We start from the raw sequence: 13,903 nt of genomic DNA, 5'->3' as shown, positions 1-13,903 counted from the left end.
GTTTAAAAGTCATTAAAATTTTAAGTTATTTTTGAAAGGATGACCTCTCATGCTTAAAGGACATATCCACTCTTTGGAAACGTTTGGAACGGTGGATGGACCGGGTATCCGCTTCGTGCTTTTTATGCAGGGCTGCCTGCTTAAGTGTCAGTATTGCCACAACCCCGATACCTGGGAACTGAATGAAGGCAAGGAAATGACCGTCGAGGAAGTGCTGGCGGAAATTGAGCCTTACCTGAATTATTATAAAACCTCGGGTGGCGGTCTGACCGTATCCGGCGGCGAACCAACCCTGCAGGCTCATTTTGTCAAGCAGCTGTTCACCGAAGTGAAGAAACGCTGGAATCTGCATACCACACTTGATACCAACGGCTATAATGATGGATCGAAAATTAGCGACCTGCTTGATGTTACCGACCTTGTACTGCTCGATCTGAAGCATATTGATGATGAAGCACACATCAAGCTGACCGGCAAATCCAACGACCGTACCTTGAAGCTGGCCCGCTGGTTATCTGATAATAACCGCAAAATGTGGATTCGCCATGTGTACGTTCCCGGTATTCATAATAAGGAAGCGGATCTGCAGAATCTCGGCCGCTTTATTGGTACGCTGAATGGAGTAGAGAAATTCGAAATCCTGCCTTATCATGTGATGGGGATCTACAAATGGAAAGAGCTTGGCCGTCCCTACGAGCTTGAAGGGGTGGAGTCACCTTCCGACGAAGAAGTGCAGCGTGCATACCGGCTGATTGAAGAGGGCCGTAAAGAGTCTGCATTGGTCTAATTGCATCTAATAATTTCGAAAGCGGAGCTTCTATTCTGAGGAGTTTCGCTTTTTTGTATGTCAGGAAATCTGACTGAATCCGCTTCCAGTAGAGGATTTTATCCCTATTGAAGATGAATCTTAACCTTACGGTAACAAATCTGGTTTTCTATAATAAGAGTTGTAAGGGAATTCATAAAATAGGGAGGGTCACCCGTAATGAGAAAAAGTCTAACACTGCTGTTGTCCCTGATGTTCGTTAGCTCGGCGCTGCTGGCTGGCTGTGGAGGCAACAAGAATAATGCGTCTCCAACGACAGAGCCTGCTGCGACGAATGAGGCCGCTGCAACCAATGCTGTTGCAACGGAAGAACCTGCCAGCGCTGAACCTTTTGAGATGACGGTCCGTCATACCCAGGTTGGGGCAGATAAGCAGAAACGATTGGCTATTCTTGAGGATGTAGTGGGCAAAGTGCAGGCGGATGTGCCTGGGCTGACCTTCAAGCTGGATGGAGTAGATTCGGATGTGAACCGTAAGGAGAAGCTGCGCGGTGAGATGGCAGCCGGCAACCCACCGGAGATCTTCGACCTGTTCGGCAGCCCGGACTCCAAGATCTATGCCAAGGAAGGCAAGCTGCTGGACCTGACCCCGATTCTTGATGAATTAGGCATCAAAGACAAGTTCTCCAATCTGGACCCGTTCACCTATGAGGGCAAAATCTACGGCCTGCCGATCGGCGGCTCTGGAGAAGGCTTCTTCTATAATAAAGAATACTATAACAGCAAGGGCTGGAAGGCTCCAACCACCTTCGCTGAGCTGGAGAAGCAGCTGGCTGATATTAAGGCGGATGGTAAAGTGCCTATGGCCGGTGCTTCCAAAGCGGGCTGGGTACCGCTGATGCTGGCCAACCATCTCTGGTCCCGTTATGCCGGACCGGATGTGACCGCGAAGTTCGCTACCGGTGAAGCAAAGTGGAGTGATCCGAACGTAATCAAGGGCTTGGCGAAATACAAGGAATGGGTGGATAAAGGCTACTTCAAGAAGGGCGAGCTCGGCTTCGAGTATGCTGAATATACGACCCAGTTCACCAGCGGTGAAGCGATCCTGATGTATGACGGTACCTGGAAGTCTTCCGTGTTCAAAGCCGGGCAATCCGGCGAAGGTCTGATCGGCAAGGTCGGCTTCTTCAATATTCCGGCGGTTGAAGGCGGAGTAGGTGACCAGACAGCACTGATGCGGGATGTGAACAACGGTTATGGCTTCTCGGCATCAGCGGGTGAAGATGAGCGGCAGCTTGCGGCCGTGAAATCTTTCATTAAGAATATGTTCAATGAAGAAATGCAGCTGCGCGGTCTGGTAGAGGACGGAGTCCTGCCTGCCATGAAGATCGATCAGGCGGTGCTGAACAAGAACATTACGGATGACCTGATGAGCGAGATTGTCGCGGTATTGAACAGCTCACAGTCCTCTTTCCCGGCCTTTGACTCACTGGTGCAGGCGGATGTCACCACCGAGATCAGTAATATCCAGATTCAGAGCCTGATCGGCGGGCAGACGACTCCGGAGAAGATGGGTGCAGCACTGCAAAAGATTCAAGAAGAGGCCAACGCTGCAGTGGAATAAGAAGCACTTGAAACCCGGGGACAACAGCGGCCGAAAGTCCAAATGTTCACCGAAGTGACGACCAAGCTTTGAGTTCAAACCTTAAGTGCGTCCCATGTACATGTGCCCTGGTGCTTGCTCCAGGGTGCATTTTTCAAAAGAAAAGCAATATGGAGGTAGTCATGAATAAGGCACTGAGAAATCCTCTGGTGTTCATTCTGTTCGTTATTCCGGCACTGGTTCTGTTCATTATGTTCTTCATCTATCCCATCTTCAGCTCGATCTACTACAGCTTCACCAGTTGGAACGGGGTATCCGATACGGTCAAATATGCCGGAGTGGACAACTTCAAGAAAGCCCTGGGAGATCAGCGCTTCTGGGTTTCTGTCAAAAATAACGGCTGGTTCATTCTGTTCTCTGTAGGCATACAGGTGCCGCTGATTGTGTTCTTCTCCTTACTGATCGCCAATGTGAAGAAGCTGAAGGGACTATATAAGACGGCAGTGTTCATGCCATCCATTATGTCTACGGCTGTAATCGGTATTCTCTGGGGCTTCATCTACGAGCCGAACATCGGATTATTCAACAAAGTACTTAGTCTTGTCGGCGTGGAGCCGATCTACTGGCTGTCGGACGAACGGTTCGCCATGCTGTCGATTCTGATTACGAATGCCTGGCAGTGGACCGGATTCTATATTGTGATGGTGCTGGCGGCGATTCTATCCATTCCCGGTGAGCTGGATGAAGCAGCGGCCATTGATGGCGCTACGGGGTTCCAGCGGGCTACACGCATCACCTTGCCGTTGATTGTACCCATTATCTCGGTGGTGATCATGCTCTCGATTGCCGGTGCGATGAAGGCTGCCGATATCGTCATTGTAATGACCAAAGGCGGTCCGGCGGGTTCAACAGAGGTCATGGCCACCTATATGATCAAGTATGCGATTACCAACTTCAAATACGGGTACGGCAATACGATCGCCGTTCTGATTTTCTTGTTCACACTCGTGGTAACCGCCCTCTACCAGCTGGTGTTTGCCCGCCGTACGGAAAGGATTGAATACTGATGCCGCGCGCTCTGAAGAAAAGTCTGCCGCACATCGCCTTGCTCGGGTATCTGGTTGTTGTGCTGTTCCCGTTCCTCTTCGTCCTCTTCTCTTCGGTGAAGAAGGATAACAATGCGATTGCCCTCAATCCGTTCGGCATTCCGAAGAGCTTCGAATGGTCCAACTATGTGGAAGCCTGGGTGAATGCCAAGATCAGCACTTATTTTTTCAACAGCTTATATATTTCGGTTCTGGCTTCTGTGGTGTCTATTCTGCTGGCTTCCATGTTCGCCTTCGCGGTCACGCGGATGCGCCAGGGGAAGTGGAACAAGATCCTGTTCTCGCTAGTCCTGATCGGGATGCTGATTCCGAACAACGCGCTGATGCTGCCCATCTATACAATTGTCCGCAAGCTGCATATTCTGAATACCCACTGGGCGCTGATTATTCCTTACATTGCCAATGCAATCCCGTTCACGATCATTATTCTGGCGGCATTCATGCGTTCGCTGCCCAGTGAAATCGAAGAAGCGGCGGTCATGGATGGCTTGAAGGCGCCGGGTATATTTGCTAGAATTATTGTACCTTTGACAGTTCCGGCGATGGTTACCGTATTCATTGTTAATTTCCTGGGAAATTGGAATGAGTTCCTGCTGGCCAACTATTTCCTCTCCAATGACGAGTTGCGGACGCTTCCTGTGGGGATGGTCCAGTTCCGCGATCAGTACCAGATGAATTACGCACAGATGTCAGCGGGGATTGTCTACAGCGTGGTTCCGGTCATCGTGATCTATGCGGTTCTGCAGGAGAAAATTATTGAAGGCGTCACCGCAGGCAGTGTAAAAGGATAACATTAATCATGTCAGGAGCAACAGCCGATGAATCTGCGCTACAAATTGTTTACGGCATTCTTAGGCCTGATTATCATTCCGCTGTTCATTCTTGGCATGATTATGTTCTTCGTCACTTATAATTCCATTGAGAAGAAATACAGCCAGCAGTCCGAATATTCGCTCAAAGCGATCAGCTACAGCATTTCCAATGTGTTCAAGGATATGGACAATGTGACAGACAACGGAATTGCCACCTCGGTATTTCATATGGCGCTCAGCGCGGATGATCCCTCCAAGCAGGATCTAACCGACGCCGAGCAGCTCAGCCTGAATGCCAGCCAGCGCAATTTCCGCAGTCTGCTCTATAATCATCCGTCTATCAGCTATGCCTTCCTGTACAACTTCAACGGAAAAGGCAGCTCGGAGATTGTATCGGTCTTCAATAAGGAGAACTTCCGCACGCTGCCCTATGATAAGTTCAAACGCAGCGAGCTGTACCAGGAGGTCATGAAGCTGAACGGGGTTCCGAAATGGCTGGCCCCGCATGAGTATCCTGAGCTGACCGGGACGGAGGCTGTATTTACGCAGATCCGGCTTGTGAAGGAGCTAAGCTTTTTTCAGAATATCGGTATTCTGGTCGTGCAGATCAAGAACTGGGAATTTGAGTCGATTTTCCGCAATCTTAAGATCGGGGGCACCAATCAGAAGGTGTCTTTCATGCTGGTGAATGATGATGGGATGATTCTGCTGGACCCGGACAGGAAGCTGGATGGACAGGATTTCCGCGGCTTCACCACGAAGGATATTACGTTTAAGCCCGGTTTTCAGAGCTTCAAGACACAGTTCGGCGGTGAAAAAAGCATTCTGTCGGTCTACCATCTCAAGGAATATCCCTGGAGTCTGGTCTCTGTCACTTCCTGGGACACGTTGTCTCATGAGGTGACGGTATTCGCCCGCTGGTTCGTCATTGTAATGTTCCTCTGCCTGCTGGGAGCTGTCATCTTCAATCTGTTCTTCATGAACCGGATTACAGGCGGTATCGCTGTGATCGTGCGCTTCATGCGCCGGGTGGAGGACGGAGACCTTACTACCCGTGTCGAGGAGAAGGGCAACGATGAGATGACGCTGCTGGCCAAAGGCTTCAATGATCTTATGGACAAAATCAACACGCTCTTTAACCGGGTTCATGTGGAGCAGCAGCGCAAGAATCAGGCGGAAATGCGTGTGCTGCAGGCGCAGATCAAGCCGCATTTTCTGTTCAATACGCTGGAGTCGATCAATGTGCTGGCTGTGCAGAATGAAGGCCGCAAGGTCAGTGAGATGGTCTACCGGCTGGCGAGTATTCTGCGGATCAGCATTCAGGACAGGGATGAGATTACGCTGGAGGAAGAGGTTAAGCATCTGCGCAATTATCTGGATATCCAGAAGTTCCGCTTCGAGGACCTGTTCGATTATGAGCTTGAGGTTCCGGCAGAGCTGCTGGGCTGCGGGATTCTGAAGCTTACGCTCCAGCCGCTGGTGGAGAACAGCATTCAGCATGGTTTTGAGGGGATCGGGTATAAGGGTCTGGTCAGAGTTAAGGTGTGGGAAGACAGGGGGAATCTGCTGCTGCGGATACAGGATAACGGGATCGGAATGACACCGTCCCAGCTGTCCATGTTTCAGTACATGGTGAATGATGCGGCAGAGCAGCCGCCGGAGCGCAAGCCCGGGCATGGCATTCATCTGGAACGGCGGGGGCTGGGCGTGCGCAGTGTTGCAGACCGTATACGGATTGAATACGGCGGCCGGTATGGGATTTTCATATGTGCAAGTCCTGGGGAAGGAACGATCATCCAGTGCGTCATTCCGAAATACGGGCAGGGGGAAGGCCATTATGCTAAAAGTATTATTGGTTGACGATGAAGCGCCCATTCTGAGCAATCTCAACACAGTGCTGCCCTGGGAGGACATGGGGATGGAGGTTGCGGGGATGGCCCGCAGCGGGATGGAGGCTCTGCGCATGGCCGAGGAAACGCCGCCCGATCTGGTGCTCTGTGATATCCGTATGCCGGTGATGGATGGGCTGACGTTCATCGGCAGGCTGCGGGAGATGGGGCTTACGAGCGAGGTGCTGCTGCTCAGCGGCTATCAGGAATTCGATTATGCGCGTGAAGCCATCCGGCTGGGTGTGAAGGAGTATATCTGCAAGCCGATTCATTACGGGGAGCTTGGCGACAAGGTACGTGAGATCGGCTCCCGGATTCGCAGCAGGCAGTACAAGGATAAGCTGTACAACAGCATCCCGTTGTTCCAGGAAGTGCCTGTGACTGAGGATACTGCCAAAAAAACACCGGAGCAGCTGATGAATCAGGCAGCACAATTCATCACCGAGCGTCTTCATGCGGATCTGGGCATTGATGAAGTGGCGAATATGATTGGCATCAGCAGCAGTTATTTCTGCCTGCTGTTCAAGAACCGTTTTGCAATGACCTTCGTGGAGTATGTCACCCAGCAGCGGATTGAGGCAGCCAAATTCATGCTCGCCAGCAGCGATAAGAGCATCACTGCCATCAGCTCGGGCGTCGGTTATCAGGAACGCCGTTATTTCACCAAGGTGTTCCAGAAGCAGACGGGAATGACCCCGAAGGAATACCGCAGCAAGTACCGGACTGCTGAAGCACAGTAAGTCTGCTTTTCCAGTAATTAGGGCTGTCCCGCAGAGCCATGAAATGGCTTTGCGGGACAGCCCTCTGTTTTTAAGCAGGATCCGACCACGATCTCTTGTCAACAATTATCCGGATTTTTGCCTTCTATAACTGTCAGCAAGTCTGCAGCAGCAGTACGCGGTTTTGGGGCAGGCTTGTCTTGGGGATCAAAATATCCCATATGCAAGGTGCCAACGATTTTCTCGTTAGGAGTTACACCTGCTGCTGCCCGAAATGAAGAATCTTCATTAAAAGCAGTGGTCTTCCATACCACGCCGATTCCTTGTTCCCAGGCCAGCAGCTGAATGTTCTGAATCAGAGCGGCAGTTGCTGCCAGGGCCTCCTCCCAGGCTTTTGGAGGAAGAGCGCTGTGCATTATCACGATGAGGTGGACCGGAATCCGCCTGCAATACGTATCATGTATCTGTGCACCGAATTGTTGAACGAATGCTTCCGGGCGTGTCTTCAGAATAGCGTCAGCAAATATTGTCCGGCCCTCACCTGTGAACAGGATGAATCGCCAAGGCTCTTTTTTGGAGTGAAAAGGTGCCCATACCGCATTGTCCAGCAAGTTGAGCAGTGTACTCCGGGCAATGGGCATTCCATTAAATTCCTGTATGGTTCTTCTGTCGCGTATCGTTCGTATGAGCAGGCTGTCAGGAGTAGGATTCATGGCTCGTCCCTCACGATTCCGGCAGGTAGGCATTCGAGATTTCGTCGATAACCTTGCTTAGTCCGATTGGGCCATAGCCGGCAAACCACAGATTTGCATCACCGATATACACATGCTTGTTCTTGACAGCTGTAAGGTTGGCCCAGATTGAAGTGCTCATAATATTATCCAGAGCCGTCTGATTACTGTCGCCTGGGCGAAGAATGATGAACATACGGTCAGGATTCAGCTCGGGAAGTACTTCTTCGGAGATGGCTACATTCCATGAGTCCTTGAAATCTATACCTTCTGTGGAAGCGGGGGTTAGTCCCAGAGGGCCAAAGAGCGTAAAATTATCTCCCGGTTGAATCAGCTGCAATTGCTTGTCCTGTATCCGCATATAGGCGACAGTCTCAGTGGCAGCAGTGGCAGCCAATTTGTTCCTTAGCGCAGCTATCTTTGATTCATAATCGGCGTGGACCTGATCAGCCTCAGCTTCTTTTCCGAAGATTTCTGCCGTTTGCCGGAATCTGGCCCAATCATCTTCATTTTCATTGTCGAAAAGTATCGTTGGCGCAATCCTTGACAGTTGCTCATAGTTCGCTTCATTTAGTGTCTTAGAAGCAAGAATGAGATCCGGATCCGCTTCGAGCAGTGCTTCCAAGTTAGGTGCTTCTCCTGAGCCAATAACGATAGTATCCTTCATCCGGTCTGACAGGTACTGAGGGAATCCCAGATCGTTGTATGTAACCATTGCATGAGGTTCAATTCCAAGTGCCAGCAAATGGTCAGCAAAAACATAAAGCATGCCCGCAACCTTTTTCGGATGTGCCGGAATTTCTATATCTCCCTTAATGGTTGAGATGATACGGGTATCCGTATTTTCAGCCGTCTTGGCAGGTACTGGAGAAGGGGAACCGGAAACCGCCGAACTTCTATTATTCCCGCTGTTGCTGCATCCAACGATTAGCCCCAGCATTATTACTCCAAGCAGGCCGATGACTCCACGGCTAAATTTGTGATTGAACTTTCGGGTATAAGGCAACACAAGCCACACACCTTTCGTAATTGATTTTGATAATCATTATCATAAATTAATTATAAGGAGTGGCATTGGTAGGTACCATGGACAAAAATGCTCATCGCCTGGACATATGGCTCAGGAGCAAATCGCTTGAACGGCGCAGAAATAAATCGTGGGCCAGCGAGGTGTAACAGGAATAGAGACTTGAATCAGCGGCCTCGTAGACGTTTCCTTTTCGTACGGCATTTAACTCTCTCCATGCTTCTTGTGAAGCTAGCGAACGGTGGATCAAATCACGTTGTGCGGAGTTACCCGATGTAAATAGAATCAGATGGTCAATGCTGCATTCCGAAAGCTGATCTGGAGTAAGAAGAATGGAATGCTCTACATTCAGTAGTTGCCGGGGTCTCTCAAGCTGCAGATCTTTATATAGTACGGTACCCAAGTTACGGTTGCCGAACAGCCGGAAGCACCCGCTCTCATATTGCGCGACAGCAACTTTTCCGTCCCCCAGCTTTTCTCTGACACTGAGCCGAAGACGCTCAGCCAGCTCTTCGTACGCCTCAAGCCACTGCCGGGCGATCTCCTGACGGTTCACCGCTCTCGCAATTATCCGGAGATGCTCCCGCCAATCCCCTTCAAATGGCACGGTACACGTTGGGGCAATATGGGGGAACAAGCCTGCTTTGTCCGGTTCCGCATAATCTGAATGTTCGAAGCTGATAATCAGCTCCGGCCGGGCATTTGCCAGTCTGTCGAGGTCGGGCTGATCATGCCCCAAGCTGATAATGTTATTCAAGCTATAGGCAGATCCGTGAGAATTGTTAATCAACGCCGCATAAGGCGTTAAACCCAGCGCCAGCAAATGAGAGGTGTAGGGATGGGCCATGGAGGCAATACGAGTGGATATACGGTGTTTTTTAACATATACAGATGGTGAAATCCCAATGGCTGATTTGAATTTGCGGCTGAAATAGAACTCATCCTGATAGCCGACACGGTGCGCTGTGTCACGGAGTGTCATTTCAGAGCGGAGCAGCAGATCACCCGCATGACGAATGCGGACAGAATTCAGATATTCCATCGGGCTCCGGCCCACCTGTTTTTTGAACAGCCGGGAATAATGGGCGACGCTCATTCCTGTCATTTCGGCAAGCTTCTCTCTGGTCATGGGCTGCCCGAAATGGCTGTCTATATAGGCTTTGGACTGGTCAATCATTCCAGTTGAGGGAGTGCGATGCTTAGTCTCCGAACTGTCTGGTCTCCATAAATGAAGCAGCAATTCCTGAAAACGGATAGATGACTCCATTCTTTCCCAGCTGCTGCCCTGCCAGCAAGAGCAGATCAGGTCAGTCTTAGCTAACGCATCAGACCAATGGGCAGGCGGGAAAATATCGGCCTCCAGCTCTCCGCGCTGAAGCGTATGCTGTCCGTCCACAGTATACACATCAAAGGTGAAACAGCAGTATTCCAGAGATTTCTTCTCCTTCACTAACAAGCGCCACGGTGTATCAGGGAGCAGCAGCATTACATCGCAAGAACCAAATTCAGAGCAATAGCCTTTAGCTTCAACTTCGCCACTGCCTTTCATTCCTATGAGGAGGGTATGGCTGTCTGACTTATGTATTTCAGATTCAGATCCAGCCGGATTAACACAGTGGACGTCGATAAGTTTGTATAACCCATCAGTTGGATTCATTTCAGCTTAAATACTCCTTTCACATGAAGTCTGCTACTATTATACTCTCCTGGTGACAGCAGGCCCATTACTTATCGCAAGCGAAAATGTGCTAAGTGCATTCAGTCGAATATAGAATCGGTGGGTCACCCCCTTGAAAATGGAGAGAATTGGATTAATATAGATCTTTCTTTACACAGAATGAAACTTTTCGTTGTTCCTTGCGTCTAATACTATGTTTTGTAAAATGAATGTGGCAAAATATACTGCCGTCCTGCGAAGGGCGGTTGCGTTTTTGCGGGGAATATAAGGTGGAGAGAAAGCAATGAAGATACTGCCTTATACACTACTATTGGGAGCAGAAGGAGTCGTACAATGAATTTCAAAAAAATGTTTTTAGTGGCAGTATTGGCTGTGTCGCAATCTGTGGCAGCCGTTCCGGCTTTTGCAGCGCCTGTCAGCACACAGACTACAACAACCGGGAATGTGGCCGCAGCGGTAGGCACTGAGGTAACACCGCTTCAGCCTGAGTCAACAGATCCGCTGCCGCCGCTGGTGACAGAGCCGCCGGCAGGCACAGTACTACCTACTCCAACACCAGTTCCAACAGCAACGCCCGTGCAAGGTGTTCCGGCAGTAACGGCAACACCGGATCCGGCCGCAACTGAGGTTCCGGGAGCTACAGCTGCTCCAGTGGATGGCACAGTTCCAACCGATGCCGCTGTGCCTACGGCTACTCCGTTAACGGACACGCCTGTAACCCCAAGCATGACTACCTCTGCTGCAGGGGGCGGTCAGCTTATTCTGATGATGAACAGCAACAAGATGTTCAAGAATGGTACGCCTTACACCGCCAATCAGCCGATGGCAGTCAAGAACGGCGTCTCGTACGTATCCATCCGTGCAATGGTGGAAATGGTCGGCGTTGCCTTCACGTATGACGCCAAAACCAAAGAAGTTATTGTAACCAAGGGCACCAGCATTATGCGGTTCAAGACAGACAGCAAGATATACACAGTCGATGGTACCAAGGTTACCATGAAGGGTCCTGCTTACCAGTTCAAAGGCACCTTCATGATACCGTTAACCTCTATAACCTCTGCACTCAAAATTCCTTACACCGTTGACAATGTTCAGAAGCGGGTTATTCTTACGCTGAATACGAAGCCGACAGCTTCCTTTACGGTTCAGCCGAAGGAAATCTACGCCGGTGAGACTACTGTGAATTATGTAACTTACAGTTCTTCGCCGAACGGTGCTCCTATTGTTGAGGAGCTGTGGAGCGGCAATAAGATGGATGTCTACGATCAGCCGGGATTCTATACCGTTACTTATTCCGTGCGTGATGCCAATAACCTGTGGAGTGATCCTTACTCTGTAACGATCCAGGTACTGCAGCCTAACCAGCCGCCAGTTGCTCAGTTCACTACAGACAAGGACGAATACAAAATGGGGGAGCCGGTAATCCTGACCGATACCAGCTATGATCCTGATAATGAAGAGCTGACTGCTACCTGGAACAATCGTTCCCTGGCGTATTTCACCCCGGGACCGCTGTCCATTCAACTGACGGTTACGGACAAGCGCGGTCTTAGCAGTACTTTTGAGAAGATGATTACGATCACCAATGAACAACTGTATACACAGGATGAAGTAACGAAGCTGTTCACCATTCCGGGGGATGTCATCAGTATGGACGGCGGGATGATCCCGGCGCTCCCTAACCTGCCGTATACACTGTCTTCCGAAGGCTACACCCTGATCCGCAGCAACAGCCCGGAGACCGTTCAGACGGAAGGTGTACTGTACCGGGAGAATTCAGTGGGCAATACGCGCTTCCTGGTGCATCATATGAACAATATGGCTACCAGACAGAAGCTCTATGTGATTGCAACGAATAATAATCTGTATCCGACAACTATTAACATCCAATATCTAGGGATTGCCGGACCGGTGACCTCACCTGAATATACTGGAAAAGTATCGATGGAGAAATACTTCAATTCCATGGTTACCGGCTTGGCCCAATCGCAAATTATCCTGCAGCCCGGGCAAAGTCTTCCGATTATGACAGACCTGAACAAAGTCGCCATGAAGCCCAAAGACGTAATGTCGCTGAGCGCAGACCTGTTCAGTGATCTGCCGGTTCAGTATAACGTAGTTATGGTAGAGCAGAGCAAAGATCCTGTCGCCGAGCTGCCTTATCTGCCGGTTCTTGACATTGACGGTGTGCATACCCGGGGAACATTCCCCGATTCTACCCGCATCATGAACGTGACTGATCTGGTGGGTGTCACGCAAAGCAAGCTGCTTCTGGGCGACAATAAAATGGACAAAAACCTGGACGGCATTGACCCAATGAATGGAACGTATGTTTCTAACGCCGGTAACTTCGGGGTACTGTACAAAATCGTACTGGACCGTGTTGCAGCAAACACGCTGATTACCTTCAACCCGCGCGGGGGTCCTTATCTGGGGCCGTTGATCGTGAACGGTACAATGGTGAACCTTCCAAATAAGGGGACGATAGGAAAAACATCAGATACGAACGCTGTAGTCTACCGTACCGGAGAGTATGAAGGGCGTGTGGAGATTGTGTTCTCCGTCGCCTCCGGCAGTAACCTGCCCGTGAACTTTGTCTTCACGCCGCTTCCGGCGAAAAAATAATTTCTTCTACAATACAAAACGGCAGCGCTCCTGATGGGGCGGCTGCCGTTTTGTATTCTGCCGGAAGTTCATGGATGCGGGCAGGCAACAGGCGCTTTTATTGACGGGGCAATGCTTTTGGGGCATTATAAAGAGAGTGCAACATAAACGACCTATGTTATGGGAGATGAGCGAATGCTGTCGACAGATCAAATCCTGGAAGCCATGTCGGGGCAGGGGCTGCGAATCACCGATCAGCGCAAGACGCTTGCCAGATTATTCGGCGAGAACACGGGATATTTATCTGCGAAGGATGTATATGAGCATATGGGCCGCAAGTATAGCGGACTGAGCTTCGATACCGTGTACCGTAACCTGCGCGTTATGGAGGAGCTTGGGGTACTGGAGCAGATTGTGTTTGAAGAAGGCGTCAAATTCAAGGCAAGCTGCAGTCAGGACCACCACCATCATCATATGATTTGTCTTCAATGTATGAAGACTTACCCGATTCAGTTCTGCCCGATGAATCTGACCGATCCGCCGGATCAGTTCCGGGTAGTCAAGCATAAATTCGAGGTGTTCGGCTACTGTAAGGATTGTGAGCAGGGAAGAGAAGAAGAGCCGGCCGGGGCCGCCCGCAGCAAAGAGGGGCGCTGAATATGGCTACCCTACGAAGAACGGTACAGGCCCCTATCCGGGTCTACCGCAAGTTCATTTCACCGCTCAAGCCCGCCACCTGCCGGTTCTACCCGACTTGTTCGGCGTACGCGCTGGAAGCCATAGAGGTCCATGGGGCGCTGAAGGGTTCGTGGCTGGCTGCCAGGCGGATTGCCCGCTGCCATCCCTTCCATCCGGGTGGTCTCGACCCGGTGCCGCCGCGCGAAGAGCATCCCTCCGGAGACAAGCCGCTGCATACGACTTGACATGGACAGCCGGGATGGGTATATTTTGATTAATAAGTGATATTCC

12 protein-coding genes and 1 other annotated feature (1 of these 13 running past the window's edge) are annotated in these 13,903 nt (G+C 50.5%); of the genes, 9 read left to right on the top strand and 3 right to left on the bottom strand.

All coding sequences use genetic code 11. The annotated features are described in order from the left end of the window. The first annotated feature begins 49 nt into the window (after nt 1-49). The 6 genes from pflA to MHH28_RS11805 all read left to right on the top strand — a co-directional run bounded on the left by pflA (nt 50) and on the right by MHH28_RS11805 (nt 6,915). Nucleotides 50-787, top strand: coding sequence for a pyruvate formate-lyase-activating protein (gene pflA / locus MHH28_RS11830; protein ID WP_405115072.1), 738 nt, complete (start codon nt 50-52; stop codon nt 785-787). Between the two features lie 198 nt (nt 788-985). Next, nucleotides 986-2,389 carry an ABC transporter substrate-binding protein gene (locus tag MHH28_RS11825; protein ID WP_405115070.1) on the top strand — a complete coding sequence of 468 codons (1,404 nt, stop codon included), beginning with the start codon at nt 986-988 and terminating at the stop codon, nt 2,387-2,389. A gap of 161 nt (nt 2,390-2,550) precedes the next feature. Next, on the top strand, nt 2,551-3,435 hold the full coding sequence (locus MHH28_RS11820) for a sugar ABC transporter permease (protein ID WP_341184834.1): 885 nt from the start codon (nt 2,551-2,553) through the stop codon (nt 3,433-3,435). Continuing rightward, nucleotides 3,435-4,265, top strand: a complete 831-nt coding sequence (locus MHH28_RS11815) for a carbohydrate ABC transporter permease (RefSeq protein ID WP_405115067.1) — start codon at nt 3,435-3,437, stop codon at nt 4,263-4,265. Before MHH28_RS11820 ends, MHH28_RS11815 begins: the two co-directional genes overlap by 1 nt. Before the next feature lie 27 nt (nt 4,266-4,292). Continuing rightward, a complete protein-coding gene (locus MHH28_RS11810; protein WP_405115065.1) occupies nt 4,293-6,146 on the top strand; it encodes a sensor histidine kinase in 1,854 nt (617 codons plus the stop codon). After that, entirely contained in the window at nt 6,124-6,915 is a 792-nt protein-coding gene (locus MHH28_RS11805) for a response regulator (RefSeq protein ID WP_405115063.1), read from the top strand. The genes MHH28_RS11810 and MHH28_RS11805 overlap by 23 nt, the downstream gene beginning before the upstream one ends. Before the next feature lie 98 nt (nt 6,916-7,013). Here MHH28_RS11805 and MHH28_RS11800 read toward each other — a convergent pair whose 3' ends face one another. The 3 genes from MHH28_RS11800 to MHH28_RS11790 all read right to left on the bottom strand — a co-directional run bounded on the left by MHH28_RS11800 (nt 7,014) and on the right by MHH28_RS11790 (nt 10,309). Next, nucleotides 7,014-7,607, bottom strand: a complete 594-nt coding sequence (locus MHH28_RS11800; RefSeq protein WP_405115061.1) for a nitroreductase — start codon at nt 7,605-7,607, stop codon at nt 7,014-7,016. Between the two features lie 10 nt (nt 7,608-7,617). Continuing rightward, nucleotides 7,618-8,634 carry an ABC transporter substrate-binding protein gene (locus MHH28_RS11795; RefSeq protein WP_405115059.1) on the bottom strand — a complete coding sequence of 339 codons (1,017 nt, stop codon included), beginning with the start codon at nt 8,632-8,634 and terminating at the stop codon, nt 7,618-7,620. 91 nt (nt 8,635-8,725) lie between these two features. After that, nucleotides 8,726-10,309, bottom strand: a complete 1,584-nt coding sequence (locus MHH28_RS11790; protein WP_405115057.1) for a helix-turn-helix domain-containing protein — start codon at nt 10,307-10,309, stop codon at nt 8,726-8,728. Nucleotides 10,310-10,663: 354 nt separating this feature from the next. Here MHH28_RS11790 and MHH28_RS11785 point away from each other — a divergent pair, with 354 nt between their 5' ends. The 3 genes from MHH28_RS11785 to yidD all read left to right on the top strand — a co-directional run bounded on the left by MHH28_RS11785 (nt 10,664) and on the right by yidD (nt 13,857). Continuing rightward, nucleotides 10,664-12,955, top strand: a complete 2,292-nt coding sequence (locus MHH28_RS11785; protein WP_405115055.1) for a stalk domain-containing protein — start codon at nt 10,664-10,666, stop codon at nt 12,953-12,955. Nucleotides 12,956-13,129: 174 nt separating this feature from the next. Continuing rightward, the gene (locus tag MHH28_RS11780; RefSeq protein ID WP_405115053.1) at nt 13,130-13,591 is read left to right on the top strand and encodes a Fur family transcriptional regulator; all 462 of its coding nucleotides are present in this window, start codon (nt 13,130-13,132) and stop codon (nt 13,589-13,591) included. Nucleotides 13,592-13,593: 2 nt separating this feature from the next. Next, nucleotides 13,594-13,857 (top strand): membrane protein insertion efficiency factor YidD, encoded by a 264-nt coding sequence (yidD, locus tag MHH28_RS11775; RefSeq protein ID WP_405115051.1) that lies wholly within the window; start codon nt 13,594-13,596, stop codon nt 13,855-13,857. Nucleotides 13,858-13,895: 38 nt separating this feature from the next. Next, nucleotides 13,896-13,903 (top strand) — a binding site (T-box leader); it runs 252 nt beyond the window's last position.

This window comes from Paenibacillus sp. FSL K6-1217 (genome assembly GCF_045040735.1).
Taxonomy (GTDB): Bacteria; Bacillota; Bacilli; order Paenibacillales; family Paenibacillaceae; genus Paenibacillus_AQ.
This window is presented reverse-complemented; position numbering and strand designations above follow the sequence as displayed.

Excerpts from the sequence above, each read along its gene's own strand:
- MHH28_RS11780 (WP_405115053.1), top strand. The coding sequence starts at position 13,130 with ATGCTGTCGACAGATCAAATCCTGGAAGCCATGTCGGGGCAGGGGCTG.
- MHH28_RS11800 (WP_405115061.1), bottom strand. The coding sequence starts at position 7,607 with ATGAATCCTACTCCTGACAGCCTGCTCATACGAACGATACGCGACAGA.
- MHH28_RS11790 (WP_405115057.1), bottom strand. The coding sequence starts at position 10,309 with ATGAATCCAACTGATGGGTTATACAAACTTATCGACGTCCACTGTGTT.
- pflA (WP_405115072.1), top strand. The coding sequence starts at position 50 with ATGCTTAAAGGACATATCCACTCTTTGGAAACGTTTGGAACGGTGGAT.
- MHH28_RS11825 (WP_405115070.1), top strand. The coding sequence starts at position 986 with ATGAGAAAAAGTCTAACACTGCTGTTGTCCCTGATGTTCGTTAGCTCG.
- MHH28_RS11805 (WP_405115063.1), top strand. The coding sequence starts at position 6,124 with ATGCTAAAAGTATTATTGGTTGACGATGAAGCGCCCATTCTGAGCAAT.
- yidD (WP_405115051.1), top strand. The coding sequence starts at position 13,594 with ATGGCTACCCTACGAAGAACGGTACAGGCCCCTATCCGGGTCTACCGC.
- MHH28_RS11820 (WP_341184834.1), top strand. The coding sequence starts at position 2,551 with ATGAATAAGGCACTGAGAAATCCTCTGGTGTTCATTCTGTTCGTTATT.
- MHH28_RS11815 (WP_405115067.1), top strand. The coding sequence starts at position 3,435 with ATGCCGCGCGCTCTGAAGAAAAGTCTGCCGCACATCGCCTTGCTCGGG.
- MHH28_RS11785 (WP_405115055.1), top strand. The coding sequence starts at position 10,664 with ATGAATTTCAAAAAAATGTTTTTAGTGGCAGTATTGGCTGTGTCGCAA.
- MHH28_RS11810 (WP_405115065.1), top strand. The coding sequence starts at position 4,293 with ATGAATCTGCGCTACAAATTGTTTACGGCATTCTTAGGCCTGATTATC.